This window comes from Scandinavium sp. (assembly GCF_051650185.1).
Lineage (GTDB): Bacteria > Pseudomonadota > Gammaproteobacteria > Enterobacterales > Enterobacteriaceae > Scandinavium.
In genome coordinates this window covers 1-23,493 of record NZ_JBOFIN010000029.1, presented here as the reverse complement: position 1 = coordinate 23,493, position 23,493 = coordinate 1, and the positions used below count along the sequence as shown (strand labels likewise).

The 23,493-nt window shown below is 54.8% G+C and carries 23 protein-coding genes and 2 tRNA genes; 10 read left to right on the top strand and 15 right to left on the bottom strand.

The window, feature by feature from the left end; translation table 11 throughout:
- The 6 genes from ACRCWW_RS04430 to nnr form a co-directional block, all read right to left on the bottom strand.
- Positions 1-96: RNA chaperone Hfq (locus ACRCWW_RS04430; protein WP_232944412.1), on the bottom strand; the 96-nt coding region annotated here is incomplete at its 3' end.
- Positions 97-221: 125 nt separating this feature from the next.
- A complete protein-coding gene (gene miaA, locus ACRCWW_RS04425) occupies positions 222-1,169 on the bottom strand; it encodes a tRNA (adenosine(37)-N6)-dimethylallyltransferase MiaA (RefSeq protein ID WP_438681323.1) in 948 nt (315 codons plus the stop codon).
- Entirely contained in the window at positions 1,162-3,024 is a 1,863-nt protein-coding gene (gene mutL, locus ACRCWW_RS04420) for a DNA mismatch repair endonuclease MutL (RefSeq protein WP_438681322.1), read from the bottom strand. The genes miaA and mutL overlap by 8 nt, the downstream gene beginning before the upstream one ends.
- An 11-nt stretch (positions 3,025-3,035) precedes the next feature.
- On the bottom strand, positions 3,036-4,370 hold the full coding sequence (gene amiB / locus ACRCWW_RS04415) for an N-acetylmuramoyl-L-alanine amidase AmiB (RefSeq protein ID WP_438681321.1): 1,335 nt from the start codon (positions 4,368-4,370) through the stop codon (positions 3,036-3,038).
- Between the two features lie 16 nt (positions 4,371-4,386).
- A complete protein-coding gene (gene tsaE / locus ACRCWW_RS04410; RefSeq protein ID WP_438681320.1) occupies positions 4,387-4,848 on the bottom strand; it encodes a tRNA (adenosine(37)-N6)-threonylcarbamoyltransferase complex ATPase subunit type 1 TsaE in 462 nt (153 codons plus the stop codon).
- A complete protein-coding gene (gene nnr / locus ACRCWW_RS04405; RefSeq protein WP_438681319.1) occupies positions 4,841-6,367 on the bottom strand; it encodes a bifunctional ADP-dependent NAD(P)H-hydrate dehydratase/NAD(P)H-hydrate epimerase in 1,527 nt (508 codons plus the stop codon). Before nnr ends, tsaE begins: the two co-directional genes overlap by 8 nt.
- Between nnr and queG the strand changes: the two genes are divergently transcribed.
- Complete coding sequence (gene queG, locus ACRCWW_RS04400; RefSeq protein ID WP_438681318.1) at positions 6,366-7,505, top strand: tRNA epoxyqueuosine(34) reductase QueG; 1,140 nt, start codon at positions 6,366-6,368, stop codon at positions 7,503-7,505. The two genes, nnr and queG, sit on opposite strands and share 2 nt — an antisense overlap.
- A gap of 272 nt (positions 7,506-7,777) precedes the next feature.
- Here the strand turns inward: queG and ACRCWW_RS04395 are convergent.
- From ACRCWW_RS04395 to orn, 3 genes are all read right to left on the bottom strand, one after another.
- Positions 7,778-7,853 (bottom strand) — tRNA-Gly (locus ACRCWW_RS04395).
- A 51-nt stretch (positions 7,854-7,904) separates the two neighbouring features.
- Positions 7,905-7,980: transfer RNA gene (locus ACRCWW_RS04390), tRNA-Gly, on the bottom strand.
- A 231-nt stretch (positions 7,981-8,211) separates the two neighbouring features.
- A complete protein-coding gene (orn, locus tag ACRCWW_RS04385; RefSeq protein WP_438681317.1) occupies positions 8,212-8,757 on the bottom strand; it encodes an oligoribonuclease in 546 nt (181 codons plus the stop codon).
- 106 nt (positions 8,758-8,863) lie between these two features.
- Here orn and rsgA point away from each other — a divergent pair, with 106 nt between their 5' ends.
- The 3 genes from rsgA to mscM all read left to right on the top strand — a co-directional run bounded on the left by rsgA (position 8,864) and on the right by mscM (position 14,309).
- Entirely contained in the window at positions 8,864-9,916 is a 1,053-nt protein-coding gene (rsgA, locus tag ACRCWW_RS04380) for a small ribosomal subunit biogenesis GTPase RsgA (protein ID WP_438681316.1), read from the top strand.
- 94 nt (positions 9,917-10,010) lie between these two features.
- Positions 10,011-10,973 carry an archaetidylserine decarboxylase gene (gene asd, locus ACRCWW_RS04375; protein ID WP_404659353.1) on the top strand — a complete coding sequence of 321 codons (963 nt, stop codon included), beginning with the start codon at positions 10,011-10,013 and terminating at the stop codon, positions 10,971-10,973.
- Between the two features lie 18 nt (positions 10,974-10,991).
- Positions 10,992-14,309 carry a miniconductance mechanosensitive channel MscM gene (gene mscM / locus ACRCWW_RS04370; RefSeq protein ID WP_438681315.1) on the top strand — a complete coding sequence of 1,106 codons (3,318 nt, stop codon included), beginning with the start codon at positions 10,992-10,994 and terminating at the stop codon, positions 14,307-14,309.
- 45 nt (positions 14,310-14,354) lie between these two features.
- On the opposite strand, the gene yjeM is transcribed toward mscM, so the two are convergent.
- Positions 14,355-15,851, bottom strand: coding sequence for a glutamate/gamma-aminobutyrate family transporter YjeM (gene yjeM, locus ACRCWW_RS04365; protein WP_438681314.1), 1,497 nt, complete (start codon positions 15,849-15,851; stop codon positions 14,355-14,357).
- 221 nt (positions 15,852-16,072) lie between these two features.
- Positions 16,073-17,050: an elongation factor P--(R)-beta-lysine ligase gene (gene epmA, locus ACRCWW_RS04360; RefSeq protein ID WP_438681313.1), complete on the bottom strand. Its 978-nt coding sequence runs from the start codon at positions 17,048-17,050 to the stop codon at positions 16,073-16,075.
- A gap of 311 nt (positions 17,051-17,361) precedes the next feature.
- On the opposite strand from epmA, the gene frdA reads away from it, so the two are divergent.
- The 5 genes from frdA to ACRCWW_RS04335 all read left to right on the top strand — a co-directional run bounded on the left by frdA (position 17,362) and on the right by ACRCWW_RS04335 (position 21,287).
- Positions 17,362-19,152 carry a fumarate reductase (quinol) flavoprotein subunit gene (frdA, locus tag ACRCWW_RS04355; RefSeq protein WP_438681312.1) on the top strand — a complete coding sequence of 597 codons (1,791 nt, stop codon included), beginning with the start codon at positions 17,362-17,364 and terminating at the stop codon, positions 19,150-19,152.
- Complete coding sequence (frdB, locus tag ACRCWW_RS04350; RefSeq protein ID WP_438681311.1) at positions 19,145-19,879, top strand: fumarate reductase iron-sulfur protein; 735 nt, start codon at positions 19,145-19,147, stop codon at positions 19,877-19,879. Before frdA ends, frdB begins: the two co-directional genes overlap by 8 nt.
- Before the next feature lie 10 nt (positions 19,880-19,889).
- On the top strand, positions 19,890-20,285 hold the full coding sequence (gene frdC, locus ACRCWW_RS04345) for a fumarate reductase subunit FrdC (protein ID WP_438681310.1): 396 nt from the start codon (positions 19,890-19,892) through the stop codon (positions 20,283-20,285).
- A 10-nt stretch (positions 20,286-20,295) separates the two neighbouring features.
- A complete protein-coding gene (gene frdD / locus ACRCWW_RS04340; RefSeq protein WP_438681309.1) occupies positions 20,296-20,655 on the top strand; it encodes a fumarate reductase subunit FrdD in 360 nt (119 codons plus the stop codon).
- Between the two features lie 101 nt (positions 20,656-20,756).
- The gene (locus tag ACRCWW_RS04335) at positions 20,757-21,287 is read left to right on the top strand and encodes a lipocalin family protein (RefSeq protein WP_438681308.1); all 531 of its coding nucleotides are present in this window, start codon (positions 20,757-20,759) and stop codon (positions 21,285-21,287) included.
- Here ACRCWW_RS04335 and sugE read toward each other — a convergent pair.
- A complete protein-coding gene (gene sugE, locus ACRCWW_RS04330; RefSeq protein ID WP_438681307.1) occupies positions 21,284-21,601 on the bottom strand; it encodes a quaternary ammonium compound efflux SMR transporter SugE in 318 nt (105 codons plus the stop codon). The two genes, ACRCWW_RS04335 and sugE, sit on opposite strands and share 4 nt — an antisense overlap.
- A 255-nt stretch (positions 21,602-21,856) precedes the next feature.
- Here sugE and ACRCWW_RS04325 point away from each other — a divergent pair, with 255 nt between their 5' ends.
- Positions 21,857-22,438 (top strand): response regulator transcription factor, encoded by a 582-nt coding sequence (locus tag ACRCWW_RS04325; protein WP_438681306.1) that lies wholly within the window; start codon positions 21,857-21,859, stop codon positions 22,436-22,438.
- Between the two features lie 31 nt (positions 22,439-22,469).
- On the opposite strand, the gene ecnB is transcribed toward ACRCWW_RS04325, so the two are convergent.
- The 3 genes from ecnB to efp all read right to left on the bottom strand — a co-directional run bounded on the left by ecnB (position 22,470) and on the right by efp (position 23,485).
- The gene (gene ecnB / locus ACRCWW_RS04320; RefSeq protein ID WP_404659342.1) at positions 22,470-22,616 is read right to left on the bottom strand and encodes a lipoprotein toxin entericidin B; all 147 of its coding nucleotides are present in this window, start codon (positions 22,614-22,616) and stop codon (positions 22,470-22,472) included.
- Positions 22,617-22,722: 106 nt separating this feature from the next.
- A complete protein-coding gene (locus ACRCWW_RS04315) occupies positions 22,723-22,860 on the bottom strand; it encodes an entericidin A/B family lipoprotein (RefSeq protein ID WP_438681305.1) in 138 nt (45 codons plus the stop codon).
- Between the two features lie 58 nt (positions 22,861-22,918).
- Positions 22,919-23,485, bottom strand: coding sequence for an elongation factor P (gene efp / locus ACRCWW_RS04310; RefSeq protein WP_438681324.1), 567 nt, complete (start codon positions 23,483-23,485; stop codon positions 22,919-22,921).
- Positions 23,486-23,493: the final 8 nt, after the last annotated feature.

Here is a 23,493-nt window from a genome sequence, read left to right as displayed (position 1 = left end):
CAGCTTAATACCATTCACCAAATAAATAGAAACCGGAACACGTTCCCGACGCAGTGCGTTCAGAAACGGATCTTGTAAAGATTGCCCCTTAGCCATTCTCTTTTCCTTATATGCTTGTTTTACCCACGGTTTTCAGGGTTTTTTACCCACAAACTTCGGGCTTGTACTTAGAACCTTGCGATTCTGAAAAATTGCGCACGATACGTCTTAATTTTACACGTTCAGCTCTGACCCGCACCAACAACCTTCAACACTTCGTTGAACGCCTGTTCAGGTTGCTCACTGTCTAACCAGTGAACGCCTTCCCAGCCGCGTAACCAGGTTACCTGGCGCTTGGCTAACTGTCTCGTGGCGCAAATACCTCTATAAACCATTTCATCATAAGGAATTTCGCCTTCAAGGTACGACCACATCTGGCGATATCCTACACAACGAACGGAAGGCATATCCGTATGCAAATCTCCACGGGCAAAAAGCGCCCGCACTTCTGCTTCAAAACCTGAAGCCAACATCTGGTGAAAACGCTGCTCGATGCGCTGATGGAGCAGTTCACGGCTCGCCGGGGCGATGGCGAACTGATGCACCTTGTACGGCAGAGCCTCGCCTGACGTTTGCGTCAGTTCCGTTAAAGTTTTACCCGAAATGAAAAAAACTTCCAGTGCCCGGGAAAGTCTTTGCGGATCATTTGGATGAATACGAGCAGCAGCAACCGGGTCTATCTCCTGAAGTTGCTGATGCAGCGCATTCCATCCTTGCTCTGCTGCCTGTTGTTCAATTCTGGCTCTCACTTCGGGGTCTGCCGACGGTAACGGCGACAATCCCTCCAGTAAGGCTTTGAAATACAACATGGTGCCGCCAACCAACAGCGGTATACGCCCTGCTGCGGTGATCTCGGCCATTTCGGCAAGCGCATCGCGGCGGAAATCCGCGGCAGAATACGCCTGCGCCGGGTCGAGAATATCCAGCAACCGGTGCGGTGCCGCGGCAAGCTCACGCGCATCCGGCTTCGCGGTTCCAATATCCATCTCTCGATAGATGAGGGCGGAATCCACGCTAATCAACTCTACGGGCAAAACTTTACGCAATTCAATGGCCAGCGCCGTTTTGCCGGAGGCCGTTGGCCCCATCAGGAATATGGCCTTAGGCAGGCTTTTTGTGTCGTTACTCATGGTTAAGGGCATTCATCGCCGTATGTAAATCAACGGGTTGTAACAGGCCACCTGGCGGGGCTTTCACCAGTTGCGGACACAGACGTTCGACGTCGGTCAGCATGGCTATCGCCTGCGCCATATTCCACTGCGCATGGTCGCTTACGAGGTTTCGTGCTAACCACTGCGCAAGCGTGCTCGCATCACAGGATGGTTGCAGCGCGAGGTAGCCTATCAGTTCAGGAATCAAGATTTGTAAATTTTGTTGTCTTAAGGGTAAAGGCACCGCCCTCACCGTCACATGCTGCGCTTCTGATTGAATTTCCACGCCTAATTGCCCTAATACCGGCAGGGCTTTTTTGATGGCCGCCTGTTCATCAGCGCTCACTTTCAGCCGCAGCGGAATAAGCAAAGGCTGAGCGCAAACAGGTGCGCTTTCCGGGGAGAGCTGTGCTTGTTTCAACCAGCGCTCCGCAACAGGCAACGCCAGAAGACTCAGTCTCCCATCGCGTTCGAGCAGCGCGCGATCGTTGGCGACTATCGTCAACACGCGACCAAAGCTGCTGCTGTGCCCGGCAAGGCTGTCTGTTTCTGATGCCGTGGCAGGCTTACGCTCGGCAACCGGTGTTTCCAAAAGCTGTTTGTACAGCGCACCCTGCTGCTTTTGATAGCCAGGCTGCGCATTCGGCCATCCTGCGCCTGAAGGTGCTCGCGAGCTACCGCCGCTGCTGGTCTGGCTGCTATAACGAGGGGTAGCAGAGTCACGCGCAACAGCCGGTTCGGCAAAGTGGTTTCGGCCGGCAGCAACCCGGTTTTCAGGGAACGAGCGTGGGGCAGGCTCTTCCTCTTCAACCGTTAATGGCAGCGGCGCGTCTACCTGCTGTTGCAGGACGCTCAACACGCCCTGATAGATAAAGTCGTGAACGAGCCGTGATTGATGGAAACGCACTTCATGCTTGGCAGGATGGACATTCACATCAACCTGATGTGGGTCGATCGTCAGATAGAGGACAAAAGCGGGCTGTTCACCCGCGCCCAGCTTGTCTTCACAGGCCTGACGAATCGCGTGGTTAATCAGGCGATCGCGCATCATGCGGCCATTCACATAGCAATATTGGATCTCGGCGAACTGCGCATTTGTCTGCTTCGGATCGGCCACCCAGCCGTGCAGCGCTAAATCACCATGCTGCCATTCAATCGCCAGCGCGTGCTCCACAAACGGTGTTCCACAGATAGCTGCCAGACGGCGCTCTTTCTGCCCGCCTTCCGCTACCGCGCGATACTGGCGTACCAGTTTGCCGTTGTGATTGAGATTAAGGGTGACGTCGAATCGGGCCAGCGCAATGCGACGAATAATTTCGTCGATATGGGCGAACTCGGTTTTCTCGGTGCGCATGAACTTGCGGCGAGCGGGAGTGTTATAGAACAAATCCAGCACTTCCAGCGTGGTGCCAACAGGATGAGCCGCCGGCTTCACGGTCACGTCCATATCACGCCCTTCCGCGTAGGCTTGCCAGGCTTCTTGCTGCTCGGCAACGCGGGAAGTGAGGGTCAAACGGGAAACGGAGCTGATACTGGCCAGCGCTTCGCCGCGAAAACCGAGGCTAATGATCGCTTCCAGATCGTCAAGAGAGGCAATTTTACTGGTGGCGTGACGAGCCAGCGCCAGCGCCAGCTCGTCTTTTTTAATCCCGCAGCCATTATCACGAATGCGGATGAGCTTTGCGCCACCGCGCTCGATATCGATGTCGATGCGGGTTGCGCCCGCATCAAGGCTGTTTTCTACCAGTTCTTTCACTACCGATGCGGGCCGTTCTACCACTTCGCCAGCGGCAATCTGGTTCGCAAGCTGTGGCGGTAAAACCTGAATCGGCATTGAAAGACTCCTTAATTAATTAACGTTCCACCGGGAGACGTGGCGCTGGCCGTTTGTGAAGACTCACCACGCGGGCCATTTTGTAACGGATGCTGTTCGAAGTAATTACGCAAGCCGTTGTAAATGGCTTCAGCAATCTGCTGCTGGTAGCTGTCGCTGCCCAACAGACGCTCTTCCCCACTGTTGCTGATAAACCCGGTTTCTACCAGGATTGACGGGATATCCGGTGAGCGCAGTACGCCTAAACTCGCGTGTTCCGGGCGGCGTTTGTGGATATTGCCCACACGCTGTAATTGGCTCAGAACATCTACCGCCACATCATACCCGACGCGCTGAGAATGACCGAACTGTAAATCCAGCACCGCCTGGCTCAGGTAAGGATCGGCCTGGCTGTTCGCCAGCACGTCACCTGCGCCACCCAGCAGTTCGGACTGCTTCTCATGCTGTTCCAGCCATCCGGCCATTTCGCTGTTTGCGCGACGGTTGGAAAGCACCCAGACCGAAGCGCCTGTAGCATCGCGGTTTGGTGCGGCATCCGCATGAATGGACACCAGGAAGTTGGCGTTTTGCTTACGCGCCACATCCGAACGCCCCATGACCGAGATAAAGTAATCACCATCGCGGGTTAAAACGCCCTTAAACATCGGATCGTCATTCAGCAACGCGCGCAGCTTACGGGCTATCAGGATGGTGACGTTTTTCTCTTTCGTCCCACCCGGACCAATCGCGCCTGGGTCCTGACCGCCGTGACCGGCATCAATGGCAATAATCACCTTATCGCCCGTCACGCTGGCTGTTCTTGCTCTTGCCGCCGGGCGCGTCGCCGTGTTGCTACTGGTGACGCTGGTCATGCGATCGTTTTGCGTTTTGAACGGATTTCTTGCTGGTTCAGCGGGACGAGGAGCGACCACCGGTGCTTCCACACGTTTTGCTACTACCGGTGGCGGTGGAGGCGGCGGCTCATCCGCATTAATGGTGAACACCACGGTATAATTGCCACCGCTTTGCTGTTTCACCGCACGGGTTTTCCCGTCGCCGGTCAGGTCGACCACCAGACGCAGAGACTGCGCATCTTTCGGCGTGCCCGAGCGAATGCTTTTCACCAGATTATTGCCGCTGAAATTAAGCGGTAACCCCTGAATCACTCCCGTTTGTTTTATATCGAGCGCCACGCTACGTTTCCCTTCCTGGGAAAACGAGTAGTCCGGATCGCCCATGAAACTGAAGGTGATGCGGGCTTGTTTATCTCCGTTGGATACCTGGATATCGGATAAACTCGCCGCCGTCGCCTGCAGGCAAAAAAGCATCAAACTTGCCACACACCAACTTTTAACGCGATAAATCATCCCGCCATCCCTCAGGTTAACCGGCCAGACGTGCCAGTAAAGACTCACCCAGTGAGGAGACTGCCGTCACGCGCGCCTCTCGCCCTTGTGCCTGGTACTCTAAGTGAATTTCGACATCCGGTTCAGGCAATACACCCACGCCCTGTTGCGGCCATTCCACCAGGCAGATGGCATCGTCAGCAAAGTAATCGCGGATCCCCATAAATTCGAGCTCCTCAGGATCCGCAAGGCGATACAAATCGAAGTGATACACCATCAGGTTATCGAGGGTGTACGGTTCTACCAGCGTGTAAGTGGGGCTTTTGACGTTGCCTTTGTGGCCGAGTGCCTGCAAAAAGCCGCGGCTGAAGGTGGTTTTCCCGGCGCCCAAATCGCCGTAGAGATAGATAACGGTCGCGCCTGCGCAGGCGGCAGCCATGCGGTTGCCAAGATCTAATGTTGCCTGCTCGTCGGGTAAGGGAATCACTCGATTAATCATGGTTTACGTCAATCACATCCGGGTTAACAACACGCTGTAGCGTGGAAAAAAGATCGGTGGCGAGCATGCCACGAGGTCCGTATCGCGCAGCGAGAATATCAGCCGCCGCGCCGTGCGCCACACAACCGGCGCAAGCTGCATCATACGGCGTGAGATGCTGACCTAGCAACGCACCGATAATGCCGGACAGCACATCGCCCATTCCACCGCTCGCCATACCGGGATTACCGGCATCAACAAGGGCTATGCCGTGGGCTTCATCCGCGATGACCGTCCCCGCCCCTTTCAGCACCACCACGCCACCGTACCGTTTTACCAGACGTTGTGCAGAAAGTAAGCGATCGCTCTCGATTTCTGCCACGCTGCAATTCAGTAACCGTGCGGCTTCGCCGGGGTGCGGCGTCAGAATGCGATTGTGACGTTTATCGGGGTTGATTGCCAGAAGGTTCAGCGCGTCGGCGTCCCATAACATGGGCTTACGGACGTTTTCCACTTTGCGCAGCGCTTGCTTCGCCCAATTCTGTTGGCCTAAGCCCGGCCCAATTACCACGACTTCAGCCCACTCAAGGCTTTCATCGAGACTCTGCGGAGTGAGCTCGTGTACCATCAGCTCCGGCCTTGCAGTGATGATGGGGGCGATATTCTCGCTGCGAGTAAGCACTCGCACCAATCCCGCTCCAGCGCGTAATGCCGCTTCACCCGCCATTCTGATGGCTCCAGCTGTTCCCAAATCACCACCGATGATCACAAGCTTGCCGTGATCGCCTTTATGTGAGGTTGCCCGTCGCGGTAGGAGCCAGTGTGAAAGTTGCGAAGCCTCAACGCGTTGAATCTGCGTGGTTTGAGCATTCAGCCAGCTATCGAGGCCGAGAGAGTGTTGATGAAGACGCCCCGTGACATCACGAGCTTTGCCGGTCAGCAATCCAGGTTTGAGCGCGATAAACGTCAAAGTGTGGGCCGCGTGAATCACCGCTCCGGGCGTAGCCCCGGTTTGCGCCAGCAGGCCGGAAGGGATATCCAGAGAGAAAATCGGAGCAGGATGCTCATTCGCATGAGCAATAAGGCTGGCAGCCGGTTCGCGTGGCGCGCTGTTCAGCCCGGTTCCCAGCAAAGCATCGACGATAAGATCCACGCCCTCCGGCCAGGCAATGTCGTCAGCATGAATAATACCGCCCGCATTCAACCAGCCAGCTCGTGCCTGCCCGGCCTCTTCAGGAAGCGGTTTATCGCTCTCCTGAGCCAGCAGCGTGACGGTTATGCCTGCGGCCTGTGCAAGGCGCGCGACAACGTACCCATCGCCACCGTTATTGCCGTGTCCGCAAAGAATAATCCAGTGGGCGGCTGAAGGATAAGTTTTGCGGGCAAGCGCGAAAGCGGCATCGCCAGCGCGAAGCATCAGTTCATAAAGCGTGATGCCCAACGCATCTGCCGCCTCTTTTTCGGCGCGACGCAGGTCATCCGCAGACCAGATGGTGTGTGGTATACTTGCGGGGTTTCTCGTCATTGTATGGTCCGTCATGTCACAGCCCCTCGATCTCAATCAATTAGCGCAAGACATCAAGCAGTGGGGCTCCGAACTGGGCTTTCAGCACGTCGGTATCACCGATACTGACCTCAGCGAGTCCGAACCCAAACTGCAGGCATGGCTGGACAAACAGTACCACGGCGAGATGGAGTGGATGGCGCGTCACGGTATGATGCGCGCTCGCCCTCATGAACTGCTGCCGGGTACGCTTCGCGTGATCAGCGTGCGAATGAACTATTTGCCCACTAATGCCGCGTTTGCCAGCACCCTGAAAAACCCTTCGCTCGGTTACGTCAGCCGTTATGCCCTCGGGCGTGATTATCATAAGCTGTTGCGTAACCGTCTTAAGAAGCTCGGCGAAAAAATCCAGGAACAGTGTGCCTCGCTGAATTTTAGACCTTTTGTCGATTCCGCGCCCCTTCTGGAGCGCCCTATCGCTGAAAAAGCCGGGCTTGGCTGGACAGGTAAGCACTCACTTATCCTAAGCCGCGACGCGGGATCTTTCTTTTTCCTCGGCGAACTGCTGATCGATCTTCCGTTACCCATTGATAAGCCAGTGGAAGAAGCCTGCGGTCGCTGTGTCGCCTGTATGACTATCTGCCCGACGGGGGCGATTGTTGAACCCTACACCGTCGATGCCCGTCGCTGTATTTCCTATCTGACCATCGAGCTGGAAGGCGCCATCCCGGAAGAATTTCGCCCGCTCATGGGCAACCGCATCTATGGCTGTGACGATTGCCAGCTAATTTGCCCGTGGAATCGCTACTCACAATTGACCGTTGAAGAGGATTTCAGCCCGCGCAAAGCCCTGCACGCACCGGAGCTGATTGAACTGTTCGCCTGGAGCGAGGCCCATTTTCTGACAGTCACGGAAGGTTCGCCCATTCGGCGTATCGGTCATCTCCGCTGGCTGCGAAATATTAGCGTCGCATTGGGAAATGCCTCCTGGGATGAGCGCAATTTACACGCTCTGGAAAGCCGCCGGGGTGAGCACCCACTTCTCGACGAACACATTGAGTGGGCGATTGCGCAGCAAATTGAGAAACGAAATGCCAACGTTGTGGAAGTACAGCTACCGCAAAAACAGCGTCTGGTGAGGGTGATCGAAAAAGGGCTGCCGAGGGATGCCTGAATCATTCACAGGGTGTGAATAAAAATAAAAACACATTGCAATTCAACACGCCCTGAGACGTCAAGTGATCAAAATAACAATCTGAAATATTATTTATTTTTTATAAATCAATAAATTAGAAAGATACTATTAACACATCGAAGCATTTTGGTTTTTAAGACAATCACTCAGGCCTGTGGATAAGTCTGTTTACAAGAGTATGTCAGAGAAAACAAGAATCGTCCCCAACGTGTTTTCACGCTGTGGATAAGATGTCGGACTGAAGAAAATTTTGGAGCGGGAAACGAGACTCGAACTCGCGACCCCGACCTTGGCAAGGTCGTGCTCTACCAACTGAGCTATTCCCGCTTGGGTGGTGCGTATCTTGCGATACTGTCAACTTTTGCTGCATTCAAATTTTGGAGCGGGAAACGAGACTCGAACTCGCGACCCCGACCTTGGCAAGGTCGTGCTCTACCAACTGAGCTATTCCCGCAAATCTGGTGCTGTCGTAACGATGAATTCTCTGTCGTTACGGGAGGCGCATTATACGAGAAATCCTTTTAGCTGCAACCCCCCTGTAAGCGATTTTTTTTGATTTTTGCTTAAGTGCTGGATTAATCGGCAATGTGCACAAATTAACACCGATTGCCTGCTGGCGCTGCGCTTAGCAGGCCTACAAATGCCTCGTAGGCCCGGCAAACACAGTGCCGCCGGGCGGCATCCTTCAAAGCTTAATAAAATGCTCGCGGTAGTAAGCCAGTTCAGCCACCGACTCGCGAATGTCGTCCATCGCCTGATGAGTGCCCTGCTTTTTGAAACCGTCGAGAATTTCTGGTTTCCAGCGACGCGCCAGCTCTTTCAACGTGCTGACATCCAGATAGCGGTAATGGAAGTAGGCTTCCAGCTCCGGCATATACTTAAACAGGAAGCGGCGATCCTGGGCAATGCTGTTCCCGCAGATAGGTGACTTGCCTTCCGGCACCCACTGTTTCAGGAATTCAAGGGTTGCCAGTTCTGCCGCACGATCGTCCTGAGAGCTGGCCTTCACGCGATCGACCAGGCCGCTGCCAGTATGGGTGCGTACGTTCCAGTCATCCATCAGCGCCAGTTGTTCATCAGACTGATGTACCGCGATGGTCGGCCCTTCCGCCAGGATGTTGAGATTGGCATCGGTCACCAGGGTAGCGATCTCAATAATGCGATCACGCTCAGGATCGAGGCCTGTCATCTCAAGATCGATCCAAATGAGGTTGTTTTCATTTGCACTCATGCTATTTTCCACCCTTCTCGCGTCACAACGACTGTGACTATATTCATCTAAAATAGCGTGTATCATAAAGGTTTTGCCCCTTTGGGGCGACCAGGAGCTAGCCCGATTGAGTAAAAATAAACTCTCCAAAGGTCAACAGCGCCGCGTAAAAGCGAACCATCAGCGCCGCCTTAAAACGACTGCGGAGAAGGCCGACTTCGATGACAACCTGTTTGGCGAAGCCTCTGAAGGCATCGTCATTAGCCGCTTTGGTATGCATGCCGACGTCGAAGCGACTGACGGCGGCGTTCACCGCTGCAACATTCGCCGTACGATCCGTTCTCTGGTGACCGGTGACCGCGTGGTCTGGCGTCCGGGGAAAACCGCGGCGGAAGGCGTTAACGTCAAAGGCATCGTCGAAGCCGTGCATGAACGCACCTCAGTCCTGACGCGTCCGGATTTCTATGACGGCGTTAAGCCTATCGCCGCCAACATCGACCAGATTGTCATTGTGTCCGCGATCCTGCCGGAGCTGTCAGTCAATATTATCGATCGCTATCTGGTGGCGTGCGAAACGCTCAACGTTGAACCGATCATCGTGCTGAATAAAATCGACTTGCTTGATGACGAGAGCATGGCTTTCGTTAACGAGCAAATGGATATCTATCGCCGCATCGGTTACAAGGTCCTGATGGTGTCCAGCCGCACGCAGGACGGCCTTAAGCCGCTTGAAGTCGCGCTCACTGACCGCATCAGCATCTTTGCGGGTCAGTCTGGCGTGGGTAAATCCAGCCTGCTGAACGCCCTGCTCGGCTTGCAGGAAGAAATTCTCACCAATGATGTTTCCGACAACTCCGGTCTCGGTCAGCACACCACCACTGCCGCCCGTCTCTACCATTTCCCGCACGGCGGTGATGTGATTGACTCCCCGGGCGTGCGTGAATTTGGCCTGTGGCATCTGGAGCCGGAACAAATCTTCAATGGCTTTGTCGAATTCCAGGACTACTTGGGCGCCTGTAAATACCGCGACTGCAAGCACGACAACGATCCCGGCTGCGCCATTCGTGAAGCGGTTGAAAAAGGTGAGATCGCCGAATCACGCTTTGAAAACTACCATCGCATCCTCGAGAGCATGGCCCAGGTAAAAACGCGTAAAAGCTTTTCTGAAACCGACGACTGACATTTAAGCTGACTGCCGATAGAATCAGCCCCCCATTTTTTAAATGGCTTGGATATAAAGTCTGTGATGACCCGACACTGGCCTGGAGGCTACCTTGTTAAATTCATTTAAACTTTCGCTTCAATACATTCTGCCGAAACTGTGGCTGACACGCCTCGCCGGCTGGGGCGCGAGCAAACGAGCGGGCTGGCTGACAAAGCTGGTGATTGATCTGTTCGTGAAATATTACAAGGTCGATATGAAAGAAGCGCAGAAACCCGACACTGCCAGCTATCGCACCTTTAACGATTTCTTTGTCCGCCCGCTGCGTGACGATGTTCGTCCACTGAATACCGATCCGAACGTGCTGGTGATGCCAGCCGACGGCGTCATCAGCCAGTTGGGTAAGATTGAAGACGACAAAATTCTGCAAGCGAAAGGCCACAACTACAGCCTGGAAGCGCTGCTGGCGGGTAACTATCTGATGGCGGACCTGTTCCGTAACGGTTCGTTTGCCACCACTTATCTGTCCCCACGTGATTACCACCGCGTGCATATGCCGTGCAACGGCATCCTGCGTGAAATGATTTACGTGCCGGGTGACCTGTTCTCCGTGAACCACCTGACCGCGCAGAATGTGCCTAACTTGTTTGCCCGTAACGAGCGCGTTATCTGCCTGTTTGATACCGAATTTGGCCCAATGGCGCAGATTCTGGTGGGCGCAACCATCGTGGGAAGCATTGAAACCGTATGGGCTGGCACCATCACTCCACCGCGTGAAGGCATTATCAAACGCTGGACATGGCCTGCGGGTGAAAGCGAAGGGTCTGTTGCCTTGCTGAAAGGCCAGGAAATGGGTCGCTTCAAACTCGGCTCAACGGTCATCAACTTGTTCGCCCCGGGCAAAGTCCAGCTGGCAGAGCAGCTTGAAAGCCTGTCCGTCACCAAAATTGGCTTGCCGTTGGCCGTCTCCACCGAAGCTTTCGTCGCACCAGAAGCTGAAGTGCTGGCGGAAGAAGAGATCAAAGCTGAACACGACGCCAGTCCGCTGGTCGAAGACAGCAAAGACCAGGGCTAACTAAGAAGGACCGCTGACGTGCGCCTGATTATCACTTTTCTGATGGCCTGGTGCCTCAGCATGGGGGCGTACGCAGCCAGCGCCCCCGACAGCAAACAAATAGCTCAGGAACTGGAACAGGCGAAAGCGGCAAAGCCCGCTCAGCCTGAAGCCGTCGAGGCGCTTCAGTCCGCATTAAACGCGCTCGAAGAACGTAAAGGTTCCCTTGAGCGCGCCACGCAGTATCAGCAATCTATCGACAATTTCCCCAAGCTTTCTCAAACCCTGCGTAGCCAGCTGTCGAATCTGCGTGAGGAGCCTCGTCAGGTTCCAACCGGGTTGACCACAGATGCGCTTAATCAGGAAATCCTGCAGGTCAGCAGCCAACTGCTGGAAAAAAGCCGTCAGGCGCAGCAGGAACAGGAACGCGCCCGCGAAATCGCCGACTCTCTGAACCAGCTTCCTCAGCAGCAAACCGATGCTCGCCGTCAGCTAAACGAGGTGGAACGTCGGGCTGGCAGCGCTACCGGGAACACGGCTCAGGCGCAAAATCTCAGCCTTCAGGCAGAATCCGCAAAGCTGAAAGCCCTGGTCAACGAGCTGGAGCTGGCGCAGCTGTCGGCCAACAACCGTCAGGAGCTGGCAAGAATGCGCTCCGAGCTGGCGCAAAAGCAGAGCGAACAGCTTGATGCGTATTTGCAGGCGCTGCGTAACCAGCTCAACAGTCAGCGGCAACGCGAAGCTGAAAAGGCACTGGAAAGCACCGAGCTGCTGGCAGAAAACAGCGCCAACCTGCCGCCGGATCTGGTCAAACAATTCACCACCAACCGCGAGCTTTCGCAGGCGCTGAACCAGCAGGCCCAGCGCATGGATTTGGTGGCCTCACAGCAACGTCAGGCGACCAATCAAACGTTGCAGGTTCGTCAGGCGCTCAACACGCTGCGTGAGCAATCTCAATGGCTGGGTTCCTCTAACCTGCTGGGTGAAGCTCTGCGAGCCCAGGTTGCCCGTTTACCGGAAATGCCTAAACCGCAGCAGCTCGATACCGAAATGGCGCAGCTGCGCGTGCATCGTCTGCGTTATGAAGATCTCCTCAGCAAGCAGCCGCAATTACGCCAAATCCATCAGGCCGACGGGCAGCCGTTGTCAGGCGAAGAGTCCCGGATTCTGGATGCTCAACTGCGCACGCAGCGCGAACTGCTGAATTCGCTGTTGCAGGGCGGCGATACGTTAATCCTGGAACTGACCAAGCTGAAGGTGGCAAACGGCCAACTGGAAGACGCGCTGAAAGAGATTAACGAAGCCACACACCGCTATCTCTTCTGGACATCCGACGTCAGCGCAATCACCTTCGCGTGGCCACTGAGCATCGTTCAGGACTTACGCCGACTGATTTCGCTGGACACCGTCAGCCAGCTTGGCAAAGCCTCGGTGATGATGTTCACCAGCAAAGAAACGCTGATCCCCCTCTTCGCGGCGCTGATCCTTGTGGGCTTCAGCATCAGTTCCCGCAAGCATTTCACACGTTTTCTGGAACGCTCAAGCAACCGTGTCGGCAAAGTGACACAAGACCATTTCTGGCTAACATTGCGCACGGTTTTCTGGTCGATTCTGGTGGCCTCACCGCTGCCAGTGCTGTGGATGACGCTCGGCTATGGCCTGCGGGAAGCGTGGCCTTATCCGCTGGCGGTGGCGATTGGCGACGGCGTAACGGCTACCGTACCGCTACTGTGGGTGGTGATGATCTGCGCCGCCTTTGCTCGCCCGAATGGCCTGTTCATCGCTCACTTTGGCTGGCCGCGTAACCGCGTTGCCCGTGCAATGCGTTACTACCTGATGAGCATCGGGCTTATCGTGCCGCTGATTATGGCGCTGATCATGTTCGATAATCTCAATGACCGTGAATTCTCCGCCTCGCTTGGCAGGCTCTGTTTCATGTTGATTTGTGGGGCGCTGGCTGTGGTGACGCTGAGCCTTAAACGCGCCGGTATTCCTCTGTACCTCGACAAAGAAGGCAACGGCGACAACATGATTAACCGGGTGCTGTGGAACCTGCTTTTAGGCGCGCCACTGGCCGCTATTCTGGCGGCGGCGGTCGGGTATCTGGCAACAGCCGAAGCCTTGCTGGCGCGACTGGAAACGTCTGTCGCGATCTGGTTCCTGTTGTTGGTGGTTTACCATGTCATTCGCCGCTGGATGCTCATTCAGCGCCGCCGTATTGCCTTCGATCGCGCCAAAAACCGTCGGGCCGAAATGCTCGCCCATCGCGCACGCGGTGAAGAAGATCATCATCACTCCAGTAGCCTGGACGGGTCGGCAGAAGTCGATATTGCCGAAGTCGATCTCGACACGCTGAGCGCGCAATCTCTGCGTCTGGTGCGTTCGATCCTGATGCTGATCGCGTTGGTTTCCGTGATCGTGCTGTGGTCAGAAATTCACTCCGCCTTTGGCTTCCTCGAAAACATCTCTCTCTGGGATGTCACCTCAACGGTTCAGGGAGTCGAAAGCCTTGAGCCGATTACGCTCGGGGCGGTGCTGATTGCGATTCTGGTCTTTATCGTCACCACCCAACTGGTACGGAACCTTCCTGCTCTGCTGGAGCTGGCCGTCCTGCAACATATCAGCCTGACGCCAGGTACAGGTTATGCGATTACCACCATCACCAAATACCTGCTGATGCTGATTGGCGGGCTGGTCGGTTTCTCGATGATAGGCATTGAGTGGGCGAAGCTGCAGTGGCTGGTTGCCGCGTTGGGTGTCGGACTTGGTTTCGGTTTACAGGAGATTTTTGCCAACTTTATTTCCGGCCTGATCATCCTGTTTGAGAAGCCGATCCGCATCGGCGATACCGTGACGATCCGCGACCTGACGGGCAGCGTCACCAAAATCAACACGCGTGCGACCACGATAAGCGACTGGGATCGCAAAGAGATCATCGTGCCGAACAAAGCCTTTATCACCGAGCAATTTATCAACTGGTCGCTGTCAGACTCAGTGACTCGCGTGGTGTTAACCGTGCCAGCCCCTTCCGACGCCAACAGCGAAGAAGTGACACAAATTCTGATGACCGCCGCCGAGCGCTGTTCCTATGTGATAGACAATCCGGCACCGGAAGTCTTCCTGGTCGATTTGCAGCAGGGGATCCAGATCTTCGAACTGCGTATCTATGCGGCTGAAATGGGGCATCGCATGCCGCTGCGCCATGAGATCCACCAGCTGATTCTGGCGGGCTTCCGTGAACACGGAATCGATATGCCGTTCCCACCGTTCCAGATGCGTCTTGAAACAATGGATGGGCGCAAGACAGGCAGAACGATGACTTCAGCAGGGCGTGGGCGTACGGCGGGAAGTTTGTAACGGGCTCGTCCCTGCCGTTGGCGGCAGGGACAGTTTCCAGAAGTGCTACTCCATAGCCAGTAACATCCCCCTCCTCCGCCGATAGCTTTCATAGATGCCCAGCGCCAGCAAAGAGAAGAACACAGGCCCACCCGCCATCCACAGGGCGCTGTCCCAGTTGCCAGATTCCACTATCGGCTGGACTATCGTGAACAGATTGGCAAAAGCCACCACCAACACCACCATCGCGGTTGCCAACAGGGTTGTGCTACGGCTCTTAAATATCACGAATGGACGATCGAGATCCTCACGCAGCTTAAACCAGGGAAAGGCCAAAGCCAGAAACAGATACGGAAGCGTCAGGGAGACGTTAGCCATCAGCGTCAGCTTGTTGTAAAACGCCGAAGCAGTTTCACCGCCGAAGGAGACCAGCAGGATAAACAGGCTGACCAGCAGACACTGTAGCCACATCGCGTTGCCCGGCATCTCCTGGGCATTGCTTCGCGTCATTGCCGCTGGCCACATTCCCTTCGGCGTGCCCTCAATGATCGCCTTCAGCGGCGAATAGATTAGGGTGAAGAAGGCTCCGGTGTAAGCGAGAAACATCGAAAAGCCGGTGACTCTGGCGAACCAGACACCGCAGAGCGCACTTGTCTCAGGCGAGAGTTGCAGCGCTTGCCCCAGGCTCACGCCGAGGCTGTTCATCAGAATGTAGGTGATGTTGCCAAGATTGGTCTTCTCGTCGCTCAGCACTTGCCCCCAGTTGACGCTGACGCCCCAGAGAAAAATCGCCAGCGAATAGCCGATAGAAATGACGATGGCAGCAAAGATAATGCCACGGGCAAAGTTCTTTTCCGGCCGATCGGTCTTATCGACCAGCCCACCGACCGCCTCTATTCCGCCATAGGCAAAAATGGCGAATACCACGAACGCCAGCATCGACAGTCCGGTGTGATACTGTGGATTTGGCGAAACGGTAAAGTTAACCGGCTGCGCGAACTCACCGCCGTTCAGCGTCAGGACCACGAGGCTCACCAGTAACAGCACCAGATTCAGCCCCATCACCGCGATGCCGCCAACTGCGGTTATCTGGGCGATTCGGGTAATCCCAAGGCTGGCAACAAACGTCACCCCAACCATCCACGCAACGGCCAGCAGTCCGACCAGCTGAGAAGGCTCCAGCCCGGCAAAGCGCCAGCTTTGGGTCATATCGCTGCCAAACAGGAAGGTCGAAAATGGGATCCACACTTTTGCCGCCGTGCTGACCATCCAGACGAGATAGGAAGAGAACCACATAAAGGTCCCGATAAACGCATAGCGGGGGCCGATGCTGTTGTTCATCCAGGAATAGATGCCGCCCGCCTCATGCCGGTATGCAGCACCCATTTCCGCCATCATCAGAGCGAAAGGGATAAAAAACAGCAGGGCAGAAATGAGGTACCAGGGAATGGCGCTATAGCCCATCAAATAGAACGCCGAGGGGCTGTTGGCAAAGCCAAAGACCGAGGTAAAGATCATCAACACGAGGCCAGTGAGGCTCATCTTTTTCGCAGCAGTCGTCATGATTCCCTCCGAGCGACCGGTAAATGAGAAGAGGCTGGATGAACCAGAGACAGGCAGGAGCACGGCAAGGAGGACCACTTCTGGTTATATGCCCTTTAAATAGAGCAATCAGCAGTCAAATTATGTGATTTAAAAGGAGCTTTCTAAAACATCAGGCAATAAATAGAGGGAAAAAGCACGATATATCACTATGACGGCTCCAGGAAGGAGCCGCTCTGTTATCAGGCGCGATCAACAGTAAAGGCAATCACCTCAGCCAGACTTTCCGCTCTCAGCGCCAGCATCACCAGACGATCAACGCCCAGCGCAACGCCGGAACAATCAGGCAGGCCTGCTTTTAAGGCTTCCAGCAGATTCACATCTATCGGCTGCTGTGGCAGACCGCGTGCGGCACGTTTCCGATTATCTTGCTCAAAACGCTGCTGCTGCTCGCGGGAATCCGTGAGTTCGTGGAAACCATTCGCCAGCTCAATACCTTTGTAATACACCTCGAAGCGCTCAGCCACGCGATGATCTTCCGTGCTGATCTGCGCAAGCGAGGCCTGGCTTGCCGGGAAGTGGTAGACGAACGTTGGGCGATCTTTACCAATGTGCGGCTCAACGCCCATGGCAAACAGCAGTTGCAACAGGGTATCGCGGTCTTCTTCGGTATCGGCGATGTTGCTTAAGTCGAGCTTCGTCGCCACTTCACGCAGCTGGGTTTTATCCGCTGACAGCGGATCAATTTCCAGATGGCGCTGGAACGCCTGCTGGTAGGAGAGGCTTTCCGCAGGCTGGCACTCCAGTACCTGCTGCAACAGATCGTCGACTTCATTGATCAGACGATACATATCGTAGTGTGGACGATACCACTCCAGCATGGTGAATTCCGGGTTGTGATGACGTCCCATCTCTTCATTGCGGAAGCTGCGACACAGCTGGAACACAGGGCCACATCCCGCCGCCAGCAGGCGTTTCATGTGGTATTCCGGGCTGGTCATCATGTAGAGATTGATACCCTGAGAATGACCCGGGCCAACGAAACGCGTTTCAAACGGCACCAGATGAATATCCGTTACCGTTGCCTGACTCATGCAGGGCGTTTCCACCTCCAGCACGCCGCGGTCAGCAAAAAAGCGGCGGATCTCCGCCATGATGGCCGCACGTTTTAACAGATTGGGGATGGAGGCGCTCGGCTGCCAGGTTGCCGTTTCGCTCATGGTAAAACTCTCCGAAGTCAAACAAAGGCACGAAGTCTACCCTCAACGCCGGAGCGAGACAAATCTGGCCCGATTTAAAGCCGGATTTTATTGAAGAAGCCAATTTCGTGACGCAATCCATCAATTTCGGTGATAAACGGCAGCACAGAACAGCAAAAAAATCGAACGCGTCAAATTTCCCCCTCTTTCATACGGATATACTGTTTTACCCATAAAGGAGCAGTGGAATCGCTTTCGCAATTGCCGTGCCGCATCAGTGAACTACCTTTGGTAATGCGTGTTGCGAAATAACAACAATCTGGAGGAATGTCGTGCAAACCTTTCATGCCGATCTCGCCGTTATAGGCGCTGGCGGTGCGGGATTACGGGCTGCCATTGCCGCAGCACAAGCTAATCCCCACGCTAAAATCGCACTGATTTCAAAAGTCTATCCAATGCGCAGCCACACCGTGGCAGCCGAAGGGGGTTCTGCCGCTGTCGCGCAGGATCATGACAGCTTTGAGTACCATTTCCACGACACGGTTGCCGGCGGTGACTGGCTTTGCGAGCAGGACGTCGTTGATTACTTCGTTCACCACTGCCCGACTGAAATGACCCAGCTTGAGCAATGGGGCTGCCCGTGGAGTCGTCGTGAAGATGGTTCTGTGAACGTGCGTCGCTTCGGCGGGATGAAAATCGAGCGTACGTGGTTTGCCGCAGATAAAACCGGCTTCCACATGCTGCACACGCTCTTCCAGACCTCTCTGCAATTCCCGCAAATTCAGCGCTTCGACGAACATTTCGTCCTCGACATTCTGGTCGATGACGGTCAGGCCCGTGGCCTGGTGGCGATGAACATGATGGAAGGCGAACTGGTCCAGATTCGTGCCAATGCGGTGGTGATGGCCACTGGCGGTGCAGGACGCGTTTATCGCTATAACACCAACGGCGGCATCGTGACCGGCGACGGTATGGGCATGGCGCTGAGCCATGGCGTGCCGCTGCGTGATATGGAATTCGTTCAGTATCACCCAACCGGGCTGCCGGGTTCCGGCATCCTGATGACGGAAGGTTGCCGCGGCGAAGGCGGGATTCTGGTCAACAAAGATGGCTATCGCTATTTGCAGGACTACGGCATGGGCCCGGAAACCCCGCTCGGGGAGCCGAAAAACAAATACATGGAACTCGGCCCGCGCGACAAAGTCTCCCAGGCGTTCTGGCACGAGTGGCGCAAAGGCAACACCATTCCAACGCCGCGCGGTGATGTGGTCTATCTTGACCTGCGCCATCTGGGTGAGAAAAAACTGCTTGAGCGTCTGCCGTTTATTTGTGAACTGGCGAAAGCTTACGTGGGCGTCGATCCGGTGAAAGAGCCGATTCCGGTGCGCCCAACCGCGCACTACACCATGGGCGGTATCGAAACCGATCAGCAGTGTGAAACCCGTATCAAAGGGCTGTTCGCCGTTGGCGAATGTTCTTCTGTGGGTCTTCACGGGGCAAACCGTCTTGGTTCGAACTCTCTGGCAGAACTGGTGGTCTTCGGCCGCATGGCGGGTGAGAAAGCCATGGAACGTGCTTCTACCGTTAGCGAGGCCAACAGCGCGGCGCTGGATGCGCAGGTTGTTGATGTCGAAAAACGCCTGAAAGCTCTGGTCAATCAGGAAGGCAATGAGAACTGGGCGAAGATCCGCGATGAAATGGGCCTGTCGATGGAAGAAGGCTGCGGCATTTACCGCACGCCGGAACTCATGCAGAAAACCATCGACAAGCTGGCTGAGCTGCAGGAACGCTTTAAGCGTGTCCGTATCACCGACACTTCCAGCGTCTTCAACACCGACCTGCTTTATACCATCGAGCTGGGCCATGGCCTGAACGTTGCCGAATGTATGGCGCATTCCGCCATGGCGCGTAAAGAGTCTCGCGGCGCGCATCAGCGTCTCGACGAAGGCTGTACCGAGCGCGATGACGTTAACTTCCTCAAGCACACTCTCGCGTACCGCGACGCGGACGGCACCACACGCCTTGATTACAGCGACGTGAAGATCACGACGCTGCCACCGGCGAAACGTGTTTACGGTGCAGAAGCGGAAGCTGCCGACAAGAAGGAGACGGCAAATGGCTGAGATGAAAAACCTGAAAATCGAGATCGTGCGCTACAACCCGGAAGTGGACACGGCCCCGCACAGCGCCTTCTATGAAGTGCCTTACGATGAGCAAACCTCACTCCTCGATGCACTCGGCTACATCAAAGATAACCTCGCGCCGGACTTAAGCTATCGCTGGTCCTGTCGCATGGCGATTTGCGGCTCCTGCGGCATGATGGTCAACAAAGTGCCAAAGCTTGCCTGTAAAACGTTCCTGCGTGAATACACCAACGGCCTGAAGGTTGAGGCGCTGGCGAACTTCCCGATTGAGCGTGATTTGGTGGTCGATATGACCCACTTTATCGAAAGCCTGGAAGCGATTAAGCCGTACATCATCGGCAACCCGCGCACGCCAGATCAGGGGCCGAATAAGCAAACTCCGGCGCAGATGGCGAAATACCATCAGTTCTCGGGCTGCATCAACTGCGGTCTGTGCTACGCCGCTTGTCCACAGTTTGGCCTGAATCCAGAGTTCATCGGCCCGGCCGCCATCACGCTGGCGCACCGCTATAACGAAGACACCCGCGATCACGGGAAGAAAGAGCGCATGGCGCAGCTCAACGGCAAGAATGGCGTCTGGAGCTGCACGTTCGTCGGTTACTGCTCGGAGGTTTGTCCGAAGCATGTCGACCCGGCAGCCGCCATTCAGCAGGGCAAAGTGGAAAGCTCAAAAGACTTTCTTATCGCCACCCTGAAACCACGCTAAGGAGTGCATGATGACGACAAAACGTAAACCCTATGTCCGGCCGATGACGTCAACGTGGTGGAAGAAACTGCCTTTTTATCGTTTCTACATGCTGCGTGAAGGCACCGCCGTGCCGACCGTCTGGTTTAGTCTCGTTCTGATTTACGGGCTGTTTGCCCTGAAACATGGCGCGGAGTCCTGGGCCGGATACGTCGGTTTTCTGCAAAATCCGATCGTGGTTATCCTGAACCTGATAACCCTGGCGGCGGCGTTGCTGCACACCAAAACCTGGTTCGAACTGGCGCCCAAAGCTGCTAACGTGATTGTGAAAGGCGAAAAACTGGGGCCAGAGCCGGTGATTAAAGGGCTGTGGGGCGTGACGATCGTGGTCACGGTAATCATCCTGTTTGTCGCGCTGTTCTGGTAAGGAGACCGAAATGATCAATCCAAATCCGAAACGTTCAGACGAACCCGTATTCTGGGGCTTGTTTGGCGCAGGCGGCATGTGGGGGGCCATTATTGCCCCTGTTATCGTGCTGTTGGTGGGCGTTCTGCTGCCATTGGGTCTCGCGCCACATGACGCTTTCAGCTATGAACGCGTACTGGCCTTTGCCCAAAGCTTTATTGGCCGCGCGTTCCTGTTCCTGATGATTGTGCTGCCGCTCTGGTGTGGCCTGCACCGTATTCACCACGCGATGCATGACCTGAAAATTCACGTGCCAAACGGCAAGTGGGTGTTCTATGGCCTGGCGGCGATCCTGACTATCGTCACCCTTGTGGGGATCATTTTCCTCTAAAGCTGAGATGCCCGGCACACGCCGGGCATATTTCTTTCTGCCCGCCGTACATTTTTCCCGCAGGTATCTACACTTACAAAAAAACCTGCAAGGACATTGCCATGCGTCTGCTGCCCCTCATTGCGACTGTTGCCGCTGCGTTTTTGGTTGTTGCCTGTAGTAACCCCATCCCGCCGCCGGGCGTAACCGTTGTTTCTCCCTTTGATGCCAGCCGCTACCTTGGCACCTGGTATGAAATCGCCCGTCTGGATCACAACTTCGAGAGTGGCCTGGAGAAAGTGACCGCGACCTACAGCCAGCGGAGTGATGGTGGAATTGACGTGCTGAATAAAGGCTATAACCCCGATCGCGGGATGTGGCAAAAAACAGAGGGTGTCGCTTACTTTACTGGCCCGCCAACTCAGGCGGCGTTGAAAGTATCCTTCTTTGGCCCATTCTATGGCGGCTACAATATTATCGCGCTGGATAAAGAGTACCGTCATGCTTTGGTTTGTGGGCCGGATCGCGACTATTTGTGGATACTTGCCCGCACGCCGACCATTTCTCCTGAAATGAAACAGCAAATGCTGGATATCGCGACCCGGCAAGGTTTCCCGGTGGGGAAACTAATTTGGGTGAATCAGACTTATTAGTGAGCGCTGAGTTTCAGGCCGATAATGCCGCAGACGATCAGCACCAGGCTGAAAATACGCGCCAGACTGGTCGATTCGCCTAACAGAAGCATACCTGTTACCGCTGCGCCAACGGCACCGATGCCGGTCCAGATGGCGTAAGCGGTACCGACCGGCAGCGTTTTCATCGCCCAGGAAAGTAAGGCAATACTCGCGATCATTGCGGTAGCGGTAATGACGCTCGGAACCAGACGACTAAAACCGTGGGTATATTTCAGGCCGACAGCCCAAACCACTTCAAGAAGACCTGCAACAACAAGAATTAACCAGGACATAGTGACTCCAGAAAGGGGTCGTCCCCGAGATTAAGATACGCTTACGGGTCGTCCCGTAAGGTCATGAAGAGCGCCTATTTTACCCACTGAATTCGGGCATGCAAGTAATTTAACTTAAGTTCCTTTTCCTCGACGATAACGTGAAATGAGCGCATTTCAATGCGGAGATCGCCTTTTTGTCTGAGGGCTTCTTTCTCTATCATGGTTGCCTGGCCCATTATTTCCTGCACCCTATGAAGCGCGCATTTGCCCAGCATGTATAAAATTCTGATTATTGATCGCTGCTGTTTCAGCCGCCTTGGGCTGGAAAAGGGGTTGCAGCAGAAGACAGACGAGACATCGTCATTTTTAGTCACTCACCTGAACAGTCTGTTACTCGCCAAAGCCCATGTCGAAAGCTGGCAGCCTCATCTGGTGATCGCCGATTTTGCCAGTTTCCAGCACGACGCTCTCCAGTCGCATTTCCTGCCTGCACTGCTGAATGTTTGCGAACAGCGAACACGAGTCCTTCGTCTGCAGAATGAACCCTTTGTTTTTAAGAATGTGGGGGAAGCGATATCAAAGAAAGCCCCGCTGGAGGTTCTCAGACAACGGGTGATGGATTTACTTCTTAGCGGCCCACTCATCAATCCGGCACGGGTCGTGACGCCTTTATTGACGCGTCAGGAAGAGAAAGTTTTGTCACTGTGGATGGAAGGTGCCAGCAATCAAACCATAGCCAGCGAAATGCGGATCACCGGAAAAACCGTCTATACCTACAAACGCAATATTCGCATGAAGCTCAAAGTTGAGCATCGCTTCTCCCCTTTTATTCCCTCAGCGGAATGCGTTGAATAACGGTACGGCCGAAAAGCCGTACCGAACATCTTTAGTTCTGAGCTTTGGTCGCTGCGCCGGAAATAGCCTGGCCGCCACTGGAAATATCTTCCCCCATCCCCTTCGTCGTATTACAGGCAGTCAGGGCTGAAGAGAGCACCAGGAGAGTAAAAAACGCAGCAATGGATTTCTTAAGCATGATGTCTTCCTTTTATTGCCAGTTAACAGTTGTGCTGTAGCAACATAAGCATAGACAAGAAAGACGTAGTGAGAGCGAAACGAAGCAATTTTAAGACGATGTGAACTTATTTGCTGGCGGCGTGAGAAATGGAATTGCCCAGATGTTCGACATCCTGGCCAAAGCCACGGAAGGTATTGCAGCCCGAAAGCAGTGCTCCGGAGAACAACAGTATGAAGAAGAGTTTGAATAAGCGGTTCATCATCCCTGCCCTTTAAAAAAAACGGCACAACAAGCGTTGCGCCGTTTTTTTATAGCATGAATTACTTCACGCGAGAAACGTATTCGCCAGAGCGGGTGTCAACTTTGATAACCTCGCCAATCTGTACGAACAGTGGCACTTTCACCACAGCGCCGGTGCTCAGGGTTGCTGGCTTACCGCCAGTTCCTGCGGTATCACCTTTCAGACCTGGATCGGTTTCAACGATTTCCAGCTCAACGAAGTTTGGCGGGGTCACAGCGATTGGACGGCCGTCCCACAGGGTCACGATGCACTCAGCCTGATCCAGCAGCCATTTGGCGTTATCGCCAACCGCTTTCTCATCGGCAGCCAGCTGCTCGAAGGTTTCGTTGTTCATGAAGTGATAGAACTCACCGTCGTTGTACAGGTAAGTCAGGTTCATATCGACAACGTCTGCGCCTTCTGCAGAGTCAGTGGATTTGAAGGTTTTCTCAACACGAGTACCGGTCAGCAGACGGCGCAGCTTAACGCGTGCGAACGCCTGGCCTTTGCCTGGTTTTACGAACTCGCTGGCTTCAACCGCGTACGGTTCGCCATCCATCATGATTTTAAGACCGGCACGGAAATCGTTGCTAGAATAAGTCGCCATAAGGCCCT

Coding starts and splice junctions, on each gene's coding strand:
- sugE (WP_438681307.1), bottom strand. CDS start 21,601: ATGTCCTGGTTAATTCTTGTTGTTGCAGGTCTTCTTGAAGTGGTTTGG.
- nnr (WP_438681319.1), bottom strand. CDS start 6,367: ATGACGGACCATACAATGACGAGAAACCCCGCAAGTATACCACACACC.
- miaA (WP_438681323.1), bottom strand. CDS start 1,169: ATGAGTAACGACACAAAAAGCCTGCCTAAGGCCATATTCCTGATGGGG.
- ecnB (WP_404659342.1), bottom strand. CDS start 22,616: ATGCTTAAGAAATCCATTGCTGCGTTTTTTACTCTCCTGGTGCTCTCT.
- yjeM (WP_438681314.1), bottom strand. CDS start 15,851: ATGACGACTGCTGCGAAAAAGATGAGCCTCACTGGCCTCGTGTTGATG.
- efp (WP_438681324.1), bottom strand. CDS start 23,485: ATGGCGACTTATTCTAGCAACGATTTCCGTGCCGGTCTTAAAATCATG.
- epmA (WP_438681313.1), bottom strand. CDS start 17,050: ATGAGCGAAACGGCAACCTGGCAGCCGAGCGCCTCCATCCCCAATCTG.
- queG (WP_438681318.1), top strand. CDS start 6,366: ATGTCACAGCCCCTCGATCTCAATCAATTAGCGCAAGACATCAAGCAG.
- frdC (WP_438681310.1), top strand. CDS start 19,890: ATGACGACAAAACGTAAACCCTATGTCCGGCCGATGACGTCAACGTGG.
- mutL (WP_438681322.1), bottom strand. CDS start 3,024: ATGCCGATTCAGGTTTTACCGCCACAGCTTGCGAACCAGATTGCCGCT.
- frdB (WP_438681311.1), top strand. CDS start 19,145: ATGGCTGAGATGAAAAACCTGAAAATCGAGATCGTGCGCTACAACCCG.
- tsaE (WP_438681320.1), bottom strand. CDS start 4,848: ATGATTAATCGAGTGATTCCCTTACCCGACGAGCAGGCAACATTAGAT.
- orn (WP_438681317.1), bottom strand. CDS start 8,757: ATGAGTGCAAATGAAAACAACCTCATTTGGATCGATCTTGAGATGACA.
- ACRCWW_RS04325 (WP_438681306.1), top strand. CDS start 21,857: ATGTATAAAATTCTGATTATTGATCGCTGCTGTTTCAGCCGCCTTGGG.
- amiB (WP_438681321.1), bottom strand. CDS start 4,370: ATGATTTATCGCGTTAAAAGTTGGTGTGTGGCAAGTTTGATGCTTTTT.
- ACRCWW_RS04335 (WP_438681308.1), top strand. CDS start 20,757: ATGCGTCTGCTGCCCCTCATTGCGACTGTTGCCGCTGCGTTTTTGGTT.
- frdD (WP_438681309.1), top strand. CDS start 20,296: ATGATCAATCCAAATCCGAAACGTTCAGACGAACCCGTATTCTGGGGC.
- ACRCWW_RS04315 (WP_438681305.1), bottom strand. CDS start 22,860: ATGATGAACCGCTTATTCAAACTCTTCTTCATACTGTTGTTCTCCGGA.